At 68.0% G+C, this 13,765-nt stretch carries 14 protein-coding genes; 6 read left to right on the top strand and 8 right to left on the bottom strand.

Annotated elements, in window-relative coordinates:
* Nucleotides 1–1,033 (bottom strand): hypothetical protein (locus tag QSJ19_RS23265; RefSeq protein WP_286323384.1); only part of this gene is annotated, 1,033 nt, incomplete at its 3' end.
* Nucleotides 1,034–1,089: 56 nt separating this feature from the next.
* On the opposite strand from QSJ19_RS23265, the gene QSJ19_RS23260 reads away from it, so the two are divergent.
* Both QSJ19_RS23260 and QSJ19_RS23255 read left to right on the top strand, forming a co-directional pair.
* Entirely contained in the window at nt 1,090–1,809 is a 720-nt protein-coding gene (locus QSJ19_RS23260; protein ID WP_353507172.1) for a DUF3159 domain-containing protein, read from the top strand.
* A 104-nt stretch (nt 1,810–1,913) separates the two neighbouring features.
* Nucleotides 1,914–3,146 (top strand): alpha/beta hydrolase family protein, encoded by a 1,233-nt coding sequence (locus QSJ19_RS23255; protein ID WP_286323382.1) that lies wholly within the window; start codon nt 1,914–1,916, stop codon nt 3,144–3,146.
* A gap of 37 nt (nt 3,147–3,183) precedes the next feature.
* On the opposite strand, the gene QSJ19_RS23250 is transcribed toward QSJ19_RS23255, so the two are convergent.
* Both QSJ19_RS23250 and QSJ19_RS23245 read right to left on the bottom strand, forming a co-directional pair.
* Entirely contained in the window at nt 3,184–4,506 is a 1,323-nt protein-coding gene (locus QSJ19_RS23250) for an NAD(P)/FAD-dependent oxidoreductase (RefSeq protein ID WP_286323381.1), read from the bottom strand.
* Between the two features lie 34 nt (nt 4,507–4,540).
* Nucleotides 4,541–4,837, bottom strand: a complete 297-nt coding sequence (locus QSJ19_RS23245; protein WP_286323380.1) for a hypothetical protein — start codon at nt 4,835–4,837, stop codon at nt 4,541–4,543.
* Nucleotides 4,838–4,867: 30 nt separating this feature from the next.
* Between QSJ19_RS23245 and QSJ19_RS23240 the strand changes: the two genes are divergently transcribed.
* Nucleotides 4,868–5,410: a hypothetical protein gene (locus QSJ19_RS23240; RefSeq protein WP_286323379.1), complete on the top strand. Its 543-nt coding sequence runs from the start codon at nt 4,868–4,870 to the stop codon at nt 5,408–5,410.
* 54 nt (nt 5,411–5,464) lie between these two features.
* Here QSJ19_RS23240 and QSJ19_RS23235 read toward each other — a convergent pair whose 3' ends face one another.
* Entirely contained in the window at nt 5,465–6,958 is a 1,494-nt protein-coding gene (locus tag QSJ19_RS23235; RefSeq protein ID WP_286323378.1) for a flavin-containing monooxygenase, read from the bottom strand.
* A gap of 117 nt (nt 6,959–7,075) precedes the next feature.
* On the opposite strand from QSJ19_RS23235, the gene QSJ19_RS23230 reads away from it, so the two are divergent.
* A complete protein-coding gene (locus QSJ19_RS23230; protein WP_286323377.1) occupies nt 7,076–8,296 on the top strand; it encodes a PucR family transcriptional regulator in 1,221 nt (406 codons plus the stop codon).
* Nucleotides 8,297–8,336: 40 nt separating this feature from the next.
* Here QSJ19_RS23230 and QSJ19_RS23225 read toward each other — a convergent pair whose 3' ends face one another.
* Nucleotides 8,337–9,503, bottom strand: coding sequence for an NAD(P)/FAD-dependent oxidoreductase (locus QSJ19_RS23225; protein WP_286323376.1), 1,167 nt, complete (start codon nt 9,501–9,503; stop codon nt 8,337–8,339).
* A gap of 120 nt (nt 9,504–9,623) precedes the next feature.
* On the opposite strand from QSJ19_RS23225, the gene QSJ19_RS23220 reads away from it, so the two are divergent.
* Complete coding sequence (locus tag QSJ19_RS23220) at nt 9,624–10,187, top strand: type 1 glutamine amidotransferase domain-containing protein (protein ID WP_286323375.1); 564 nt, start codon at nt 9,624–9,626, stop codon at nt 10,185–10,187.
* Nucleotides 10,188–10,222: 35 nt separating this feature from the next.
* Here the strand turns inward: QSJ19_RS23220 and QSJ19_RS23215 are convergent, their stop codons facing one another.
* The 3 genes from QSJ19_RS23215 to QSJ19_RS23205 all read right to left on the bottom strand — a co-directional run bounded on the left by QSJ19_RS23215 (nt 10,223) and on the right by QSJ19_RS23205 (nt 12,953).
* Complete coding sequence (locus tag QSJ19_RS23215; protein WP_286323374.1) at nt 10,223–10,708, bottom strand: PPOX class F420-dependent oxidoreductase; 486 nt, start codon at nt 10,706–10,708, stop codon at nt 10,223–10,225.
* 90 nt (nt 10,709–10,798) lie between these two features.
* On the bottom strand, nt 10,799–11,884 hold the full coding sequence (locus tag QSJ19_RS23210; RefSeq protein WP_286323373.1) for an NAD(P)H-dependent amine dehydrogenase family protein: 1,086 nt from the start codon (nt 11,882–11,884) through the stop codon (nt 10,799–10,801).
* 19 nt (nt 11,885–11,903) lie between these two features.
* Nucleotides 11,904–12,953 (bottom strand): Rieske 2Fe-2S domain-containing protein, encoded by a 1,050-nt coding sequence (locus QSJ19_RS23205; RefSeq protein WP_286323372.1) that lies wholly within the window; start codon nt 12,951–12,953, stop codon nt 11,904–11,906.
* Between the two features lie 141 nt (nt 12,954–13,094).
* Here QSJ19_RS23205 and QSJ19_RS23200 point away from each other — a divergent pair, with 141 nt between their 5' ends.
* Nucleotides 13,095–13,724 (top strand): TetR/AcrR family transcriptional regulator, encoded by a 630-nt coding sequence (locus QSJ19_RS23200; protein WP_286323371.1) that lies wholly within the window; start codon nt 13,095–13,097, stop codon nt 13,722–13,724.
* Nucleotides 13,725–13,765: the final 41 nt, after the last annotated feature.

Genomic DNA, 13,765 nt, shown 5'->3' with positions numbered 1-13,765 from the left:
CGTCACCCCGACCGCCGCGAGCAGCACCACCCGCACGGCCAGCACCATCCGCACGGCCCGACCCTCCCGCACGGCCCGGCCCACCTGCGCGCGTCGCGCCGGGCCCGCCGGCACCGTCGTCGTCCCCCGTGAACAGGGCGACGGCGGTCGCACCGACGACGGCACCGACGAATCCGACGACCGCAAGCCACTGCAGTCCGTCGATCGCCTTGTCGCCCAAGAACATCACTCCGACGATCGCGGGACCGCCCGTCTCGCCGACGACGAGTACCGCTGTCACCGCGTTCACCGGGCCGATCTGCAGTGCGACGGTCTGCACGTAGAACGCCGTCGCACCGGCGACCGCGATGGTCCACGCTGCCGGATCGGTCAGCAGGCGGACCGGATCGACCGGGCTGACGCCGTCGAGCACACGCACCGCGACCGCGATGGCCCCGTACATGACCCCCGCCAACGCCCCACAGAGGAGGGCGCCACGGTCCCGGAGCGTCTGCATCACCACGAACCCGGTCACCACCAACACCAGGCTGACCCCGAACAGCGCCCAGTGGAATCCCATCCCCATCGACGGTGCCGCCTGGTGTGAGGCCGACGCCCCGAGCAGGAACAGCGACACCACGACGGCACCGATGGCGACCCACTCACGCCGGCCGAGCACGTTGCCGAGCCACACCATCCCGAGCAGCGCAGTCACCACGAGATTGCCGGCGACGATCGTCTGCGCGAGGAACAGCGGCAGGAATCGCGCTGCGACAGCCCCTCCGGCGAACCCGAGGATCACCAACAGGGTGCCGAGCAGAAACGTCGCGTCACCGAACGCCGCCACCGTCGATCGCGTCGACCCCGCCGTCGTCGCGTGCCCGACCGGACCGTCCGCCCCCGAACCGACCCCTCGGGAGCCGCCCGACGCCGCCGCCCCCGAGCCGGCGTCCAACCGCTGCAACGCGCGCCGCGCACCCACCGCACGCAGCACCGTCGACAACCCGTACGCGAGCGCGGCGAGCGCGGCTGCGATCACTCCGATGGCGAACATGTACCGACCGTAATGTCTGATTCCCTCGTTCGCGGGTTCACTGCGTCCACTCGGACGTGACTGGCACGAAAATCACCGTCATCCGACGGATGTTGCGCGCCGACGACGGGAGCAGAGTCGATGACATCACCACCAACCCCGAACAGGAACACACCATGAACGCCAAAGACATGATCGTCGGACTCGCCCCCTGGTTTCTCTTCTCCTTCGTCGCCTCGCACTTCGGCGCCGGCGCGGTCGGCTGGGCCGGACTCGTCGCCTTCGCCGCATCGCTGGCCCTCATCGCCTACAGCGTCACCCAGAAGCGGTCGATCAAGATCCTCGACGCCGCCGGCACCGTGACCTTCGGCATCATCTCGGCGATCGGGTTCGTCGGCGGATCGGGCGTCGACACCTGGCTCACCGACTACGGCCGCGGCGCCACCACGATCGTCCTCGGACTGGTCATGCTGATCTCCGCGTTCACCGTCCCGTTCACCGAGCAGTACGCCCGCGAGACCGTCGACCAGCGCTACTGGGGCAGCCCGATCTTCCGCGCCAAGAACCGCTCGATCAGCCTCCTGTGGTCCGGAGTCATCTTCGCCATGGCCTTCTGCCACGTCGTCGCCGGTGTCCTCGCGTCGGCCGACACCATCTCCGGCGCGCACCCCGGCAACCTCCTGCTGAACTGGGTCATCCCGATCGCCCTGATCATCTTCGCCGTCAAGCGCACCCAGGCGATCGCCGACCGCGAGACCACCCCCGCCCCGATCGCGCCGGCCGGCCCCACCCGCTGACCAGCCCCGATCGATGCCCACTGAGAGCCGACACGATGCTCACAGTGGCACGCTCGCCCACCGACCACCGACCACCGACCACACGCTCCGGAAAGCACACCCCGATGCATCTCCCACACGCTCCCCACACCGCTTACAGCAACGGCTTCTACTCCGACGCCGGACGCGACTACTCGATCCGAATCCTCCTCGGCTACTGCAACTCCGGAGCCGCCGACGCCGGTGAGGTGCTCGCCACCATCGACACCGTCGGCAACGGACACGAGCGCGATCTCTACGACGCCTGGCACCGTCTCGGCCGACGACTCGTCGCCGAGGCCGACGACAGCGCCGCCCATGGGCACGACGTCAGCGCGGCATTCGCCTACCTGCGTGCCGCCACCTACCTGTCGGAAGCGTTCGACGCGCTCGACGGGATCGCCGACGACACCGAACGCATGCCGGTGTTCGCCGAACACCGCGCGGCCTGGGAGGAGTTCGTCGACCACGGACCGTTCGACGCCCGACGACTCGCCATCCCCTACGAGAACACCACGCTGCCCGGCTGGTTCCTGTCGCCCACCGACGCCGGCGCCACCCCGCGACCCACACTGGTGATGGTCAACGGCAGCGACGGCGCGGTCTCCGGCCAGTGGCCGGCCGCCGCGCACGGCGCACTCCGTCGGGGCTATCGGGTGGTCATGTTCGACGGTCCGGGCCAGCAGTCGATGCTGTTCGACCACGGCATGCTGTTCCGACCCGACTGGGAGGCCGTCCTCACCCCGGTCACCGACGTCGTCGTCGGGCTGCCCGGCGTCGACGCCGACCGGCTCGCTGTCTACGGGATCAGTCAGGCCGGCTACTGGGTTCCCCGGGCAATCGCCTTCGAACATCGCTACTCCGCCGCGATCGCCGATCCCGGAGTCGTCGCGGTCGACTCGTCGTGGCTGGCCAACGTCGGTCACGCGCTGGCCAAGAAGCTGGCCGACGGCAAGGACCACGACTTCGACCAGATGATGACCATCGGCTTGAAGGCCAGCAAGTCGACGAAGCGGATGTGGGACTGGCGCGCCCGCCCGTACGGGCAGGACACCTACTCGGGAACGATGAAAACCGTTGCGCAGTACACACTCACACCGGACGTCGCCGCCCGCATCCGGACACCGATGCTGATCACGTCACCCGAGCACGAACAGTTCTGGCCCGGGCAGTCCGAGCGGCTGGCGCAGATGTCCGGTGCCGACACCACCGTCGTAGCCTTCACCGCCGCCGAGGGAGCGAGCTGGCACTGTCAGCCGATGGCCCGCGCACTCACCGATCAGCGGATGTTCGACTGGCTCGACGACACCCTGGGCTGACACGACGCACCACCCACACGCCCATCCCGACCGCCCGTCAGCGATACGGCTGACGGGCGGTTTCCGGATCGCCGTAGGTGATGGCGCGTTCGCGCCGCGAGTCGGTGAGCAGCGTCGCGCCCCAATTCACCACGGTGCCCATGCGGTTGCGGACGCCGGCCAGGAACGCGATGTGGATGATGCCCCACGCGACCCATCCCACATACCCGGAGAGCTGGAGCCGCCCCGACTCGACCACCGCATGGCGCCTCGCGATGTAGGCGGCATTGCCCAGATCGCGATAGCGAAAGGGCGCCCGGTCCGTGCCGCCGTCGATGATGTGAGCGATCACCGCACCCACATGCCGGCCGCCCTGCATGGCAACCTCCGCCACCCCGGGAAGGTTGTCGCGGGAACTGACGTCCCCGACGACCCACACGTCGGGATGGCCTTGCACGGACAGATCGGCCTCGACGGGGATGCGGCCGCCGCGGTCCTGGTCGACCCCGAGCGCCCGCGCGAGCACCCCGGCGAACGGCACCGCCTCGACGCCGGTGGTCCACAGGGTGGTCCGAGCCGGATAGTGGATGACCTCGTGCGGTTCGGCTTTCGCAGTGGTCTCGACCTGCTCGGCGGTCACGCCGGTGACGTGCACACCGAGGTGGGTCTCGACGCCGAGCTCGTCGAGGATCTTCTGTGCCCGGCGCGACAGATCCGGGCTGAACGACGGCAGCACCCGATCACCACCGTGCAGCAGGAGCACCCGCGCCTCGCCCGGGTCGATGCTGCGGAACTCGTGGTGCAGCGCCAGCGTCGCGAGTTCCCGGATCTGCCCGGCCAACTCGACGCCCGTCGGACCTCCACCGGCGACAGCGAAGGTCAGCCACGGCCGACGCTGCTCCGAATCCGGCAACGACTCGGCGATCTCGAACGCACCGATGATCTTGCGGCGGATCGCGAGTGCGTCGTCGAGGGTCTTCATCCCCGGCGCATGACCACTCACGCCCTCACACCCGTGGTACGACGTGCGCATGCCGACCGCGACGACGAGATGGTCGTAGTCGATGGTCATCGTCGAACCGTCGGGACGGTCGACGGACAGCGTGCGCGACCCGGCATCGACATCTTTGGCCTCGCCGAGCACGACGTCGGCGTTGCGCTGGCGCCGCAGCAGATGCCGGATCGGACTGGAGATCGCACCCTCCGAGAGCAACCCGGTCGCACATTGATAGAGCAACGGCTGGAACAGATGGCTGGTGCCGCGGTCGACGACGGTGACGCGAACGTTCGCCTTCTTCAGGCGCCGCGCGGCATGAAGACCGCCGAATCCGGCGCCGACGATGACGACATGAGGCGTTCGGGACGCACTTCGGAGGGCCACAGCCGTGATTGTTCCAGAACCAGGTCGAGAAGGTTCAGGCGTTGCGCGTCACCGCATATGTCGCGCCTGCCGTCGCGGCCGTCACCGCGAACACCGACGGCCACGCACCGATCTTCTTCGCGAGCGGATGCGACGCGCCGAACGCACCGAGATATCCCGCCAGCAGACCGGCGGCCGCGACCGGGCTCTGCCGCGCCCACTCGCGCGTGCACCAGGCGCCCGCCGCGGCGAGGACCACGCCGCCGAGTTCGCGACGGCCGGAGAATCGTGCGGCCGAATAGCCACCGATCAGACCGGCCGAGGACACCACAACTGTCGGGTTGATGCTCATTCCGATCACAGTAGGCCCACAATGATGGCCATGACCGAGGCAGGTGGCGCCCATCAGGCCGAGTCCGACGACATCGCAGACGTACCCAAGACCGTCGCGGTGATGTTCCTGAAGGAGCGCGTCTACGCGACGTTCACCGGACTCGCGATCGTGCTGGTCGTCTACACCTCGACCGGCCATCACTCCGCCGCATACGCATTCGAGATCCTGCTGCTCGGTGTGTTCGCCGTCGTGCTGGCCGGCTTCGCCTCCGACGGCATCGCGCACCTGGCGGTGCACCGCACCTTCCCGCATGGCGAGGACCTGCGCACGTTGCTCCGCGTCGCGGCCAGTGGTCTCGGCACGCTGCTGCTACCGCTGGGCATGATCACGCTGGCCTGGCTGGACGTGCTGAAACTCCAGACGGCCCTGCTGATCGCCGGCTACATCTACATCGGCACGCTCGGGCTGATCGGATGGCTCGCGGTCCGCCGGGCCGACATCACCTGGTGGCAGAAACTCGCCGCACTGATCACCCTCGTACTGATCGGACTCGTCGTGCTGTCGATCCAGGTGCTCGCGCACAGCCACTGAGCATGTCGCGACCGGGTCCTCCCGACGCCGAACCCGCCCGTCAGAACCCGCCCCTCAGACCCCGACCGCTCCGGCCGCCCGGTCACGCGCCCGCGCGAAGTGGAGGTTCTCGTCGGCGACATCGCCGCGCAGTACCCGCCGGTCGGCGTAGTAGCTCATCGACATCACCCACGGCGCCTTCTCGCCCTGCTTCGGCAACGTCGCCAGGGCCCGCTGCACATATCCCGCACCGAAATCCAGCAGCGGCCGGGTGGGCATCGTCGGGTCGGCCACGGGCCACACGCTGTCGTGGCGGTGGGCGTCCATGTAGGTGAGGAGCTTGCAGAAGTACTCGCACAACAGACCGATTTTCAACGTCCACGACGCGTTGGTGTAGCCGATCGCGAGGGCGAAGTTCGGGATACCCGACAGCATCATGCCGCGGTAGACGACCGTGTCGGGCAACGACACCGGATGCCCGTCGACGGTGAGTTCGATGCCGCCGATGATCTTGATGTTGAGTCCCGTGGCGGTGACGATGATGTCGGCCTCGAGTTCCTCGCCGCTCTCCAGCAGGATGCCGTTCTCGGTGAACGACGCGATGCGGTCGGTGACGATCGACGCCTTGCCCTTGCGGATGGTGCGGAACAGATCGGAATCGGGCACGACGCACAGCCGCTGATCCCACGGGTTGTACGGCGGATTGAAATGCTTGTCGACCGGATAGCCTTCGGGCAGCTGGGATTCGTTGATCTTACGGATCATCCGACGGGCCACCGACGGAAAGCGTTGGCACAGCTCGAACAACAGCCGCTGCTGCGCGACGTTCTTCTGCCGGGTCAGGGCGTATCCACGTTCGTCACCCAGCACCTTCTTGAGGGTGTTGGCGATCGCGTCCTCACGCGGCAACGGGATGATGTAGGTCGGCGTACGCTGCAGCATCGTCACATGCTCGGCGTCGTCGGCCATCGCGGGCAGCAGGGTGACGGCGGTTGCACCACTGCCGATGACCACCACCCGCTTGCCGGCGTAGTCGAGGTCCTCGGGCCAGTGCTGCGGATGCACGATCTGCCCCCGGAACCGTTCACGCCCGGCGAAGTCCGGGCTGAACCCCTGGTCGTAGTCGTAGTAGCCGGAGCCGCAGAAGATCCAGCCGGCACTGATCCGGACCCGTTCACCGGTGTCGGTGCGGTCGATCTCCACCTGCCAGCGCGCGTCGTCCGACGACCACGCCGCTGACACGACCTTGTGGTCGTACCGGATGCGGTCGGTGAGCTCGTTCTCGTCGATCGTCTCGTGCAGGTAGTCGAGGATGCGCGGCGCATCGGCGATCGCCTGCTTGTCCGTCCACGGCTTGAACGCGTAGCCGAAGGTGTGCAGATCGGAATCCGAGCGGATACCCGGATAGCGGAACAGGTCCCAGGTGCCCCCGGACGTCGAGCGCGCCTCCACGATCGCGAACGACTTCGACGGGTGTTCGGTGCGCAGATAGCGGGCGGCGCCGATGCCCGAGATGCCTGCGCCGATGATGAGCACGTCGACACGATCAGTGGTGGTCGGAGAGGTCACGAGAGCTCCTCGGGGTTCGTCGCGGATGCGGATACCTACCAGGATGCTCAGCTGCGCCGCCCGACGCCAGGGACAATCTGCAACTGCGGCCGTTGCCGCATGGTGCAGAATGTGCGCATGTCGGACTGGCCGCACCCTTCGCAGCGGATCCGGGAACTCCTGCGCCGCGGTGCGGAGATCGCCCTGAGCCCACCCGAGGAGTGGATCGAGGAGATGCACGACGCCGCGCTCGGCGGCGTGCGGATGACCGCCGTCGCCGACGACCCGGTGCTCGCTGAGGGCGCCCGACGCACCAACATCGCCAACATGCTGCACTGGGCCGCGGCCAACGTCCGCGACCCCGGTCGGCGGGTACCGGTGAACCTGACCGGCGAGGTCCTGGACACCGCGCGCGACCTGGTGCGTCGCGGCCTCGGGGAATCGTCGCTCGACTCGTACCGCACGGCGCAGAGCGTGGCGTGGCGTCGGTGGATGGACATCTGCTTCTCCCTCACCGACGACCCGGCCGAACTCCGTGAGCTGCTGGAGGTGTCGTCCCTGTCGATCTCCACGTTCATCGACGACACCGTGTCGGCGATGTCGGAACGCATGGAGTCCGAACGGGCCGACCTCACCCGCGGCACCCACGCCGAACGTCGGCAGACGGTGGCCCTCCTCCTCGAAGGTGCGCCGATCCCCGCCGGCCGGGCGACCGCCCAGCTCGGCTACCGGCTGAACGGCCCCCATGTGGCGGCGGTGATCTGGGCCGACGCCGGGGCGACGACCGCGCAGGAACTCGAGGCCGTCGCCGACATCATCACCAAGACCACCACACGACGGGAACGGCTCACGGTCGTCGCGAGCGCGGGCGCGCTGTGGGTCTGGTTGTCGACGTCGGAGGTGCCGCCGATCCGGCGGATACCCGATCACCCGACCGTGCGGGTGGCGTTCGGCCACCCCGGCGACGACCTGGACGGCTTCCGGCGCAGCCACTTCCAGGCCCTGGCCACGCAGCGACTGGTCGCCCAACTCGCCTCACCCCAGCTCGTGACACGGTACGAGGATGTGCGGCTGGTCGCGCTGCTGACTGCCGATCCGACCGCGACGGACGAGTTCGTCGCCGACACCCTCGGCCATCTTGCGGCGGCAGACCCGGACACGGTCGAGACCGTGCGTACGTGGATCGCCGAGCAGTGCAACACGTCTCGAACCGCGGAATGTCTGTATGCACACCGCAACACCGTGATCCGACGACTCGCCCGCGCCGAGGAGCTCCTGCCCCGGCCCATCGGGGAGAACCTCGTCGACGTCGCAGCGGCACTCGAGGTCTTACGGTGGCGACCGACCGACCGTCGCTGACCCGACAACTGCCGGCCTGCAATCCCTTCGGTCGGTGACGTCAGTCTGCGGCACCCAGACGGGCCTCGGGGGCGAACGCGGCCGGCACCTGCCCGGACCGGACGGTGTCGGCCAACGTCTGGCCGATCAGCGGCGCATGCTTGAACAGGTTGTGGCCGGCGAACGCGACGATCGGACCCGACCGCCAGATCGCCATGCCGTCGTCGCCCCAGGGCAGGCTGGTCACCCAACAGTGCACGACATCTCGGGGTGTGGGGTCGAGGCCGGGCAGCGCGGCGGCCACGTATTCGGCTGCGGCACCGGCCAGATCCGCGAGTCCGGCGCCGTCGTCGATCGCACCGTCGTCGTGGGCGTCGACGCTCCCAGCCATGCCGAGGCCGTATCCGGACCGATCCGGATAGACGGCCGCATACACTCCCCTGGCCCCGAACACCCCGCTGCCGTCCTGCACCGTCGGCATGCGTATCCCTGTGTCGCGCACGGCGAACGACACGCGCACGTGTGCGCCGAGCTGCACGGGAACCGACAGCCCGACGCCCCGGGCGAGCGCAGCCGTGCCGCGTCCCGCGCAGATGACCGCAGCCCCATGGTTTCCCACGGTCGTCGGTGTCCGCACGGTCACCCCGTTCTCCGAGTGGTGCAACGCGATCACCTGTTCGCCGACGGTCACATCGGCGAACCGGTCCGCCAACCAGGTGATGGCGGACCGGGTGTCGATCGATCCGCCGTCGACGTCAAGCATCGCGGCGGTGTCGAACATCGCGGAGCCGTCGAACATCGCGGAGCCGCCACACCCGGTGTCGTCCGGTTCGCGGAGGATCGGCAGGACGTCACGCAACGCCGACGGATCCAGCTTCTCGACGGCCACGCCCTGCTGCTGCAGGATCGTCGATCGCTCCGGCACCGCCGGTCCCAACGCCACCGCGCCGTCCGCGGAGATCAGCGGTGTCCCCACCTCGTCCGACCATTCCCGCCACTGCTCCCGGGCCCGTACCGCGAGGGCGACCAGGCGCGGATCGTCGTGGGCGTGCCGGAAGATCCTCGACTCGCCGGCGGACTGTCCGTATCCGGGCCGACCCGACTCGTAGACGGTGACCGTGAACCCTTGTCGAGCAAGATGATGCGCCGCGGACAGACCGATGATCCCGGCCCCGATCACGGCGACGTCGGAGGTCACGTCGGAGGAGACGGCTGTGCTGACGGACATGCCCCGACGCTACCGCCGCCGTTCGCACACCACAGCGCAGTCGGCGCCCGTGTTTGCCCACTGGACGGCACGGGTACACCTGCAACCAGAACGTGCGATCGAGTTGACGGAAGGACTGCCATGCCAGAGGAACTGAACAACCACACCATCGCCTTCCTCGTCGCGCCCGAGGGCACCGAGCAGGTGGAGCTCACCGAGCCGTGGAAGACCGTCGAGGCCGTCGGTGGCGCACCGAAACTCGTCTCGACCGACGGCGGCACCATCCAGGCCTTCGATCACCTGGACAAGGCGGACACCTTCCCGGTCGACGTCACCGTCGCCGACGCCTCCGTCGACGATTTCGATGCCCTCGTCCTGCCGGGCGGCGTCGCCAATCCTGATTTCCTGCGCACCGACGACGCGGCGGTCGCCTTCATCAAGGCATTCGTCGACGCCGGCAAACCGGTCGCGGCCATCTGTCACGCGCCGTGGACACTCGTCGAGGCAAACGTCGTGAAGGGACGTACGCTCACGTCGTATCCGAGTGTGCGCACCGACCTCCGCAACGCCGGCGCCACGTGGGTCGACGAGGAGGTCGTCGTGGACCGATCGGGCCCGAACACCCTCATCACCAGCCGAAACCCCGACGACCTCCCCGCCTTCACCGCGACGCTGATCATCGAATTCGCGAAGTCTCGGGCCTGAGGCGCCTGCACCGCGGGCCGCAACTCTCGAGCGAGTCAGCCGTCCTGGGCATCGAGGCGCTCGGCCACGTCGGCGGGGAAGCCGCCGGTCGCTATGGGACCCCATCGGGTCGGCGTGATCCGGATCAGCGACTTGCCCTGCGTCCGCATCGCCGCGCGGTAGTCGTCCCAGTCGGGATGCTCACCGGAGATGCTGCGGAAGTAGTCGACGAGAGCATCCTCGGCGTCGGGCATGTCGAGCACCTCGGCGTCACCGTCCACCTGCACCCATGCACCGTTCCATTCGTCGGACAGGACGACGACGCTCGCGACGGGCGTGTTCTTCAGGTTCGTCGCCTTGGCGCGACCGGGGTAGGTCGAGATCACGATGCGGCCCGCCTCGTCGACGCCGCCGGTCACCGGTGACAGTTGCGGACTCCCGTTGGCGCGGGTGGTGCTCAGGATCATGTGGTGCCGAGGACGGATGAAGTCCAGCAGCGCGATACGGTCGACGACATCGGCTTTCGCAACGGTTCTGGCCATGTCGCCGACAGTAGTCGCCGACAGTACGCCGACGCCGGGAGCGCAGCGAGCGGGTCGCATGACACCGACGCCGGGAGCGCAGCGAGCGGCTCAGAGCTTGAAGCGTCCCGCGAATCCCCGCAGAGGGAGGTCGGCGCTGGTGAGGATTCCCGGCGGGGCGGCGACGACGGACCGGATCGAGTTCAGGGCCGGCAGCCCGGTCACGGTCATGCCGATCGATGCGAACGAGTCCGGGTTCGACAGATCCACCCCGGCCTTCGGGAAAATCATGTGCTTGCTGTACACCGACGGGTCGCCGGTGATGTGGGTGATGTAGCAGCCCTTGATGTCCCACGACGGATCCGTGTACGGCGTCATCTGCCACTCGAGGTGCGACTCCACCCGTGCGACGCCGTCGATCATGCCCTGGTACTTGATGTAGCTGCCACCCAGCGAGCCCTGCGGGAGGGTGTACCAGCCGAGGTCGATGTCCTTGGTGCAGGCGCCGAGTTCGTAGCTGAAGGCGACCTCGTCGAGTTCGAGGTCGAAACAGTCGGCCATCAGGTAGACCGAGTCCGCGAACACCTCGGTGTACTTGCGGAGCGACTCGGGGATCGACGGGTCGTCGACGGGCCGTCCGTATCCGACTGCCTTCCAGGTGTCGACCGAGTGATGGCAGGAGACGTCGACGGACTCTGTCACGGTGACGTTCTCGATGTCGGCGACGTCCATGGACTGGACGACTCCGATGATCTGGCAGGCACCGGGATTCATGCCGGTGCCGTAGAACGTCGATCCGCCCTGCCGGCAGGCGTCGGCGATCACCTCGGAGACCTTGCGGCCGCTGGCGTGCGGATGATTCGTGTCGCGGTGGAAGCCGGTGATCCAGTCGGCGGTGGTGACGACGTCGATGCCCGCTTCGAGTACCGCGACGTAGAGGCCCTCGTCGGGGAACACGCCGTGGAACGTCAGCACGTCGGGGCGGGCGGCGATGATCTCGTCGACCGATCCGGTGGCGATCACGCCGATGGGCTCCAGACCGACGATCTCGCCCACGTCGCGTCCGATCTTCTCCGCTGTGTAGCAGTGCAATCCGACCAGTTCGAGGTCCGGATGGCTTCGTATCCGACCGATCATCTCCGTGCCGAGGTTGCCGGTGGCGACCTGGAAGACCCGGATCGGCGTCGAGGTGGTCATCGTGATCTGTTCTCCTGAATCAGCGACTCGACGCGGGGATGACCGCGCCGCTCTGGGGTTGACGGGTGGGGTCGACGCCGGCGGGACCGCCGTCGGGATAGAACTGGCGGGCCCAGTCCCGCAGGGCGGTGAAGCCCGCGTACTCCTTGCGCGACAACGCCGGCGGGTCCGAGTAACGCTGGTGCGCCCAGATGGTGATGTCGGCTTCGAACTGTTCGATGACGAAGTCCGCCATCGCCTTTCCGTACGGGGTGAGGTCGCCGTGCTCCTCGCCCGCCTTGCGGCCGATCCACACGGTGAACCGGATGTCGGAGGTGTGGTCGTCGACGGGCGTGACCGCCGGCATCGTCCGGTTGTCGACCATCCCCCGGCTCTTGGTGATCGAACATCCCAGACCGGCGTTGATGGATTCGACTCCGCTGGTGGCGTTCTCGAGCGTGGCGCCCTCGTCGAAGGCGATGGTGAAGTCGACGTAGGAGACCGGTCCGGAGAAGTCCTGGCGGGTGAACTCCGGCATGAACGGAGTCTTGTGCACGAACGTGAAGTGGGCGAAGTCGACGCCGTTCTCCATGATGTACTGCGGGTGGATCTCGAGGCCGGGTCGGAACAGGGTCGCGGCCGGCACCGGCGGGTAGTAGTCGTCGGCGGTGCGGTCGTCCCCGAAGTCGGCGAAGATGTCCGGCACGTCGAAGTGGGGCGGACGGTTCGCGGCGTCGTACCAGAGCCAGACGGCCTCGTTGCGTTCGACGACGGGATAACTCCGGATGCGCCGGCCTCGATTGGGATGGTTCTCATACGGGATGCAGACGTTGCGTCCGTTGCTGTTCCACTCCCACCCGTGAAACGGGCACACCAGGTTCTCACCCTCCACGTGGCCGCCGTATCCGAGGTGCGCGCCCAGATGCTCGCAGTAGGCGTCGAACACCGAGACCTGCCCCGACGCCGACCGCCACGCCACCATCTCCCGCCCGAAGTACGTCATCCGGTGGACGGCGCGTTCGCCGATCTCCGCCGACCACGCCACTTGGAACCAGCCGGTGGGCTCCATCGACAACGGGGTCCTGGCCATCTCCGAACTCCTCTCGCACGTCCTGGCTGCTGCGTGCTCCCGTCCGGGAACGCGAGTCCTGTCGAAAAACCATAGTGGGTTCTGTGAAAGATTCACAGTGGGCTCTGTGAAAAACTTCGGTCGCGGTTAGGATCGGGAGTCATGACCCTCGACGCCGTCGGTGGACGTCGCACGAACCGTCGCGGACTCGCAACCCGTGAGGCGATGCTCGATGCCGCGCTGGCCGCCCTGGCCTCGGGTGATCCCGGGTCGGTGTCGGCCAACCGCATCGCCAAGGACATCGGCGCCACGTGGGGGACGGTGAAGTACCAGTTCGGCGACGTCGACGGACTGTGGGCGGCGGTGCTGCGCAGGACCGCCGATCGCCGCGGCGAACTCCCCTATCGCGAGAACAACACCGCCCCGCTGCGCGAACGGGTCATCGAGATCGTCGAGACGCTGTTCCTCGGGCTCACGTCCGTCGACTCCCGCGCGATCGAGAACCTGCGCGCGGCGCTGCCGCGTGATCACGCCGAACTCGAACGGCTCTACCCGCAGACCGCCGCCGAGTTCGCCTCCTGGAATCACTCATGGGCCCGGGCGTGTCAGAAGGCCTTCGCCGATCTCGAGGTCGACCCCGGCCGCGTTCGGGACGTTGCGGCATTCATCCCGGGCGCGATGCGCGGTTTGGTGTCGGAGGCACGGTTGGGCAGTTACCAGGACGACGCACTCGCCCGCCGCGGATTCGCCGGCGCAATCGTCGCGTATCTGGAACAGCCCGTTCGGGATTGACGCCCACTCGAGATGGGCACTCGGCCCCGGTTCGACGAATC

Source organism: Gordonia sp. ABSL11-1 (genome assembly GCF_030315685.1).
GTDB lineage: Bacteria > Actinomycetota > Actinomycetes > Mycobacteriales > Mycobacteriaceae > Gordonia.
The sequence above is the reverse complement of the archived record's forward strand: the minus strand, read 5'-3'. Positions and strand labels throughout refer to the sequence as shown.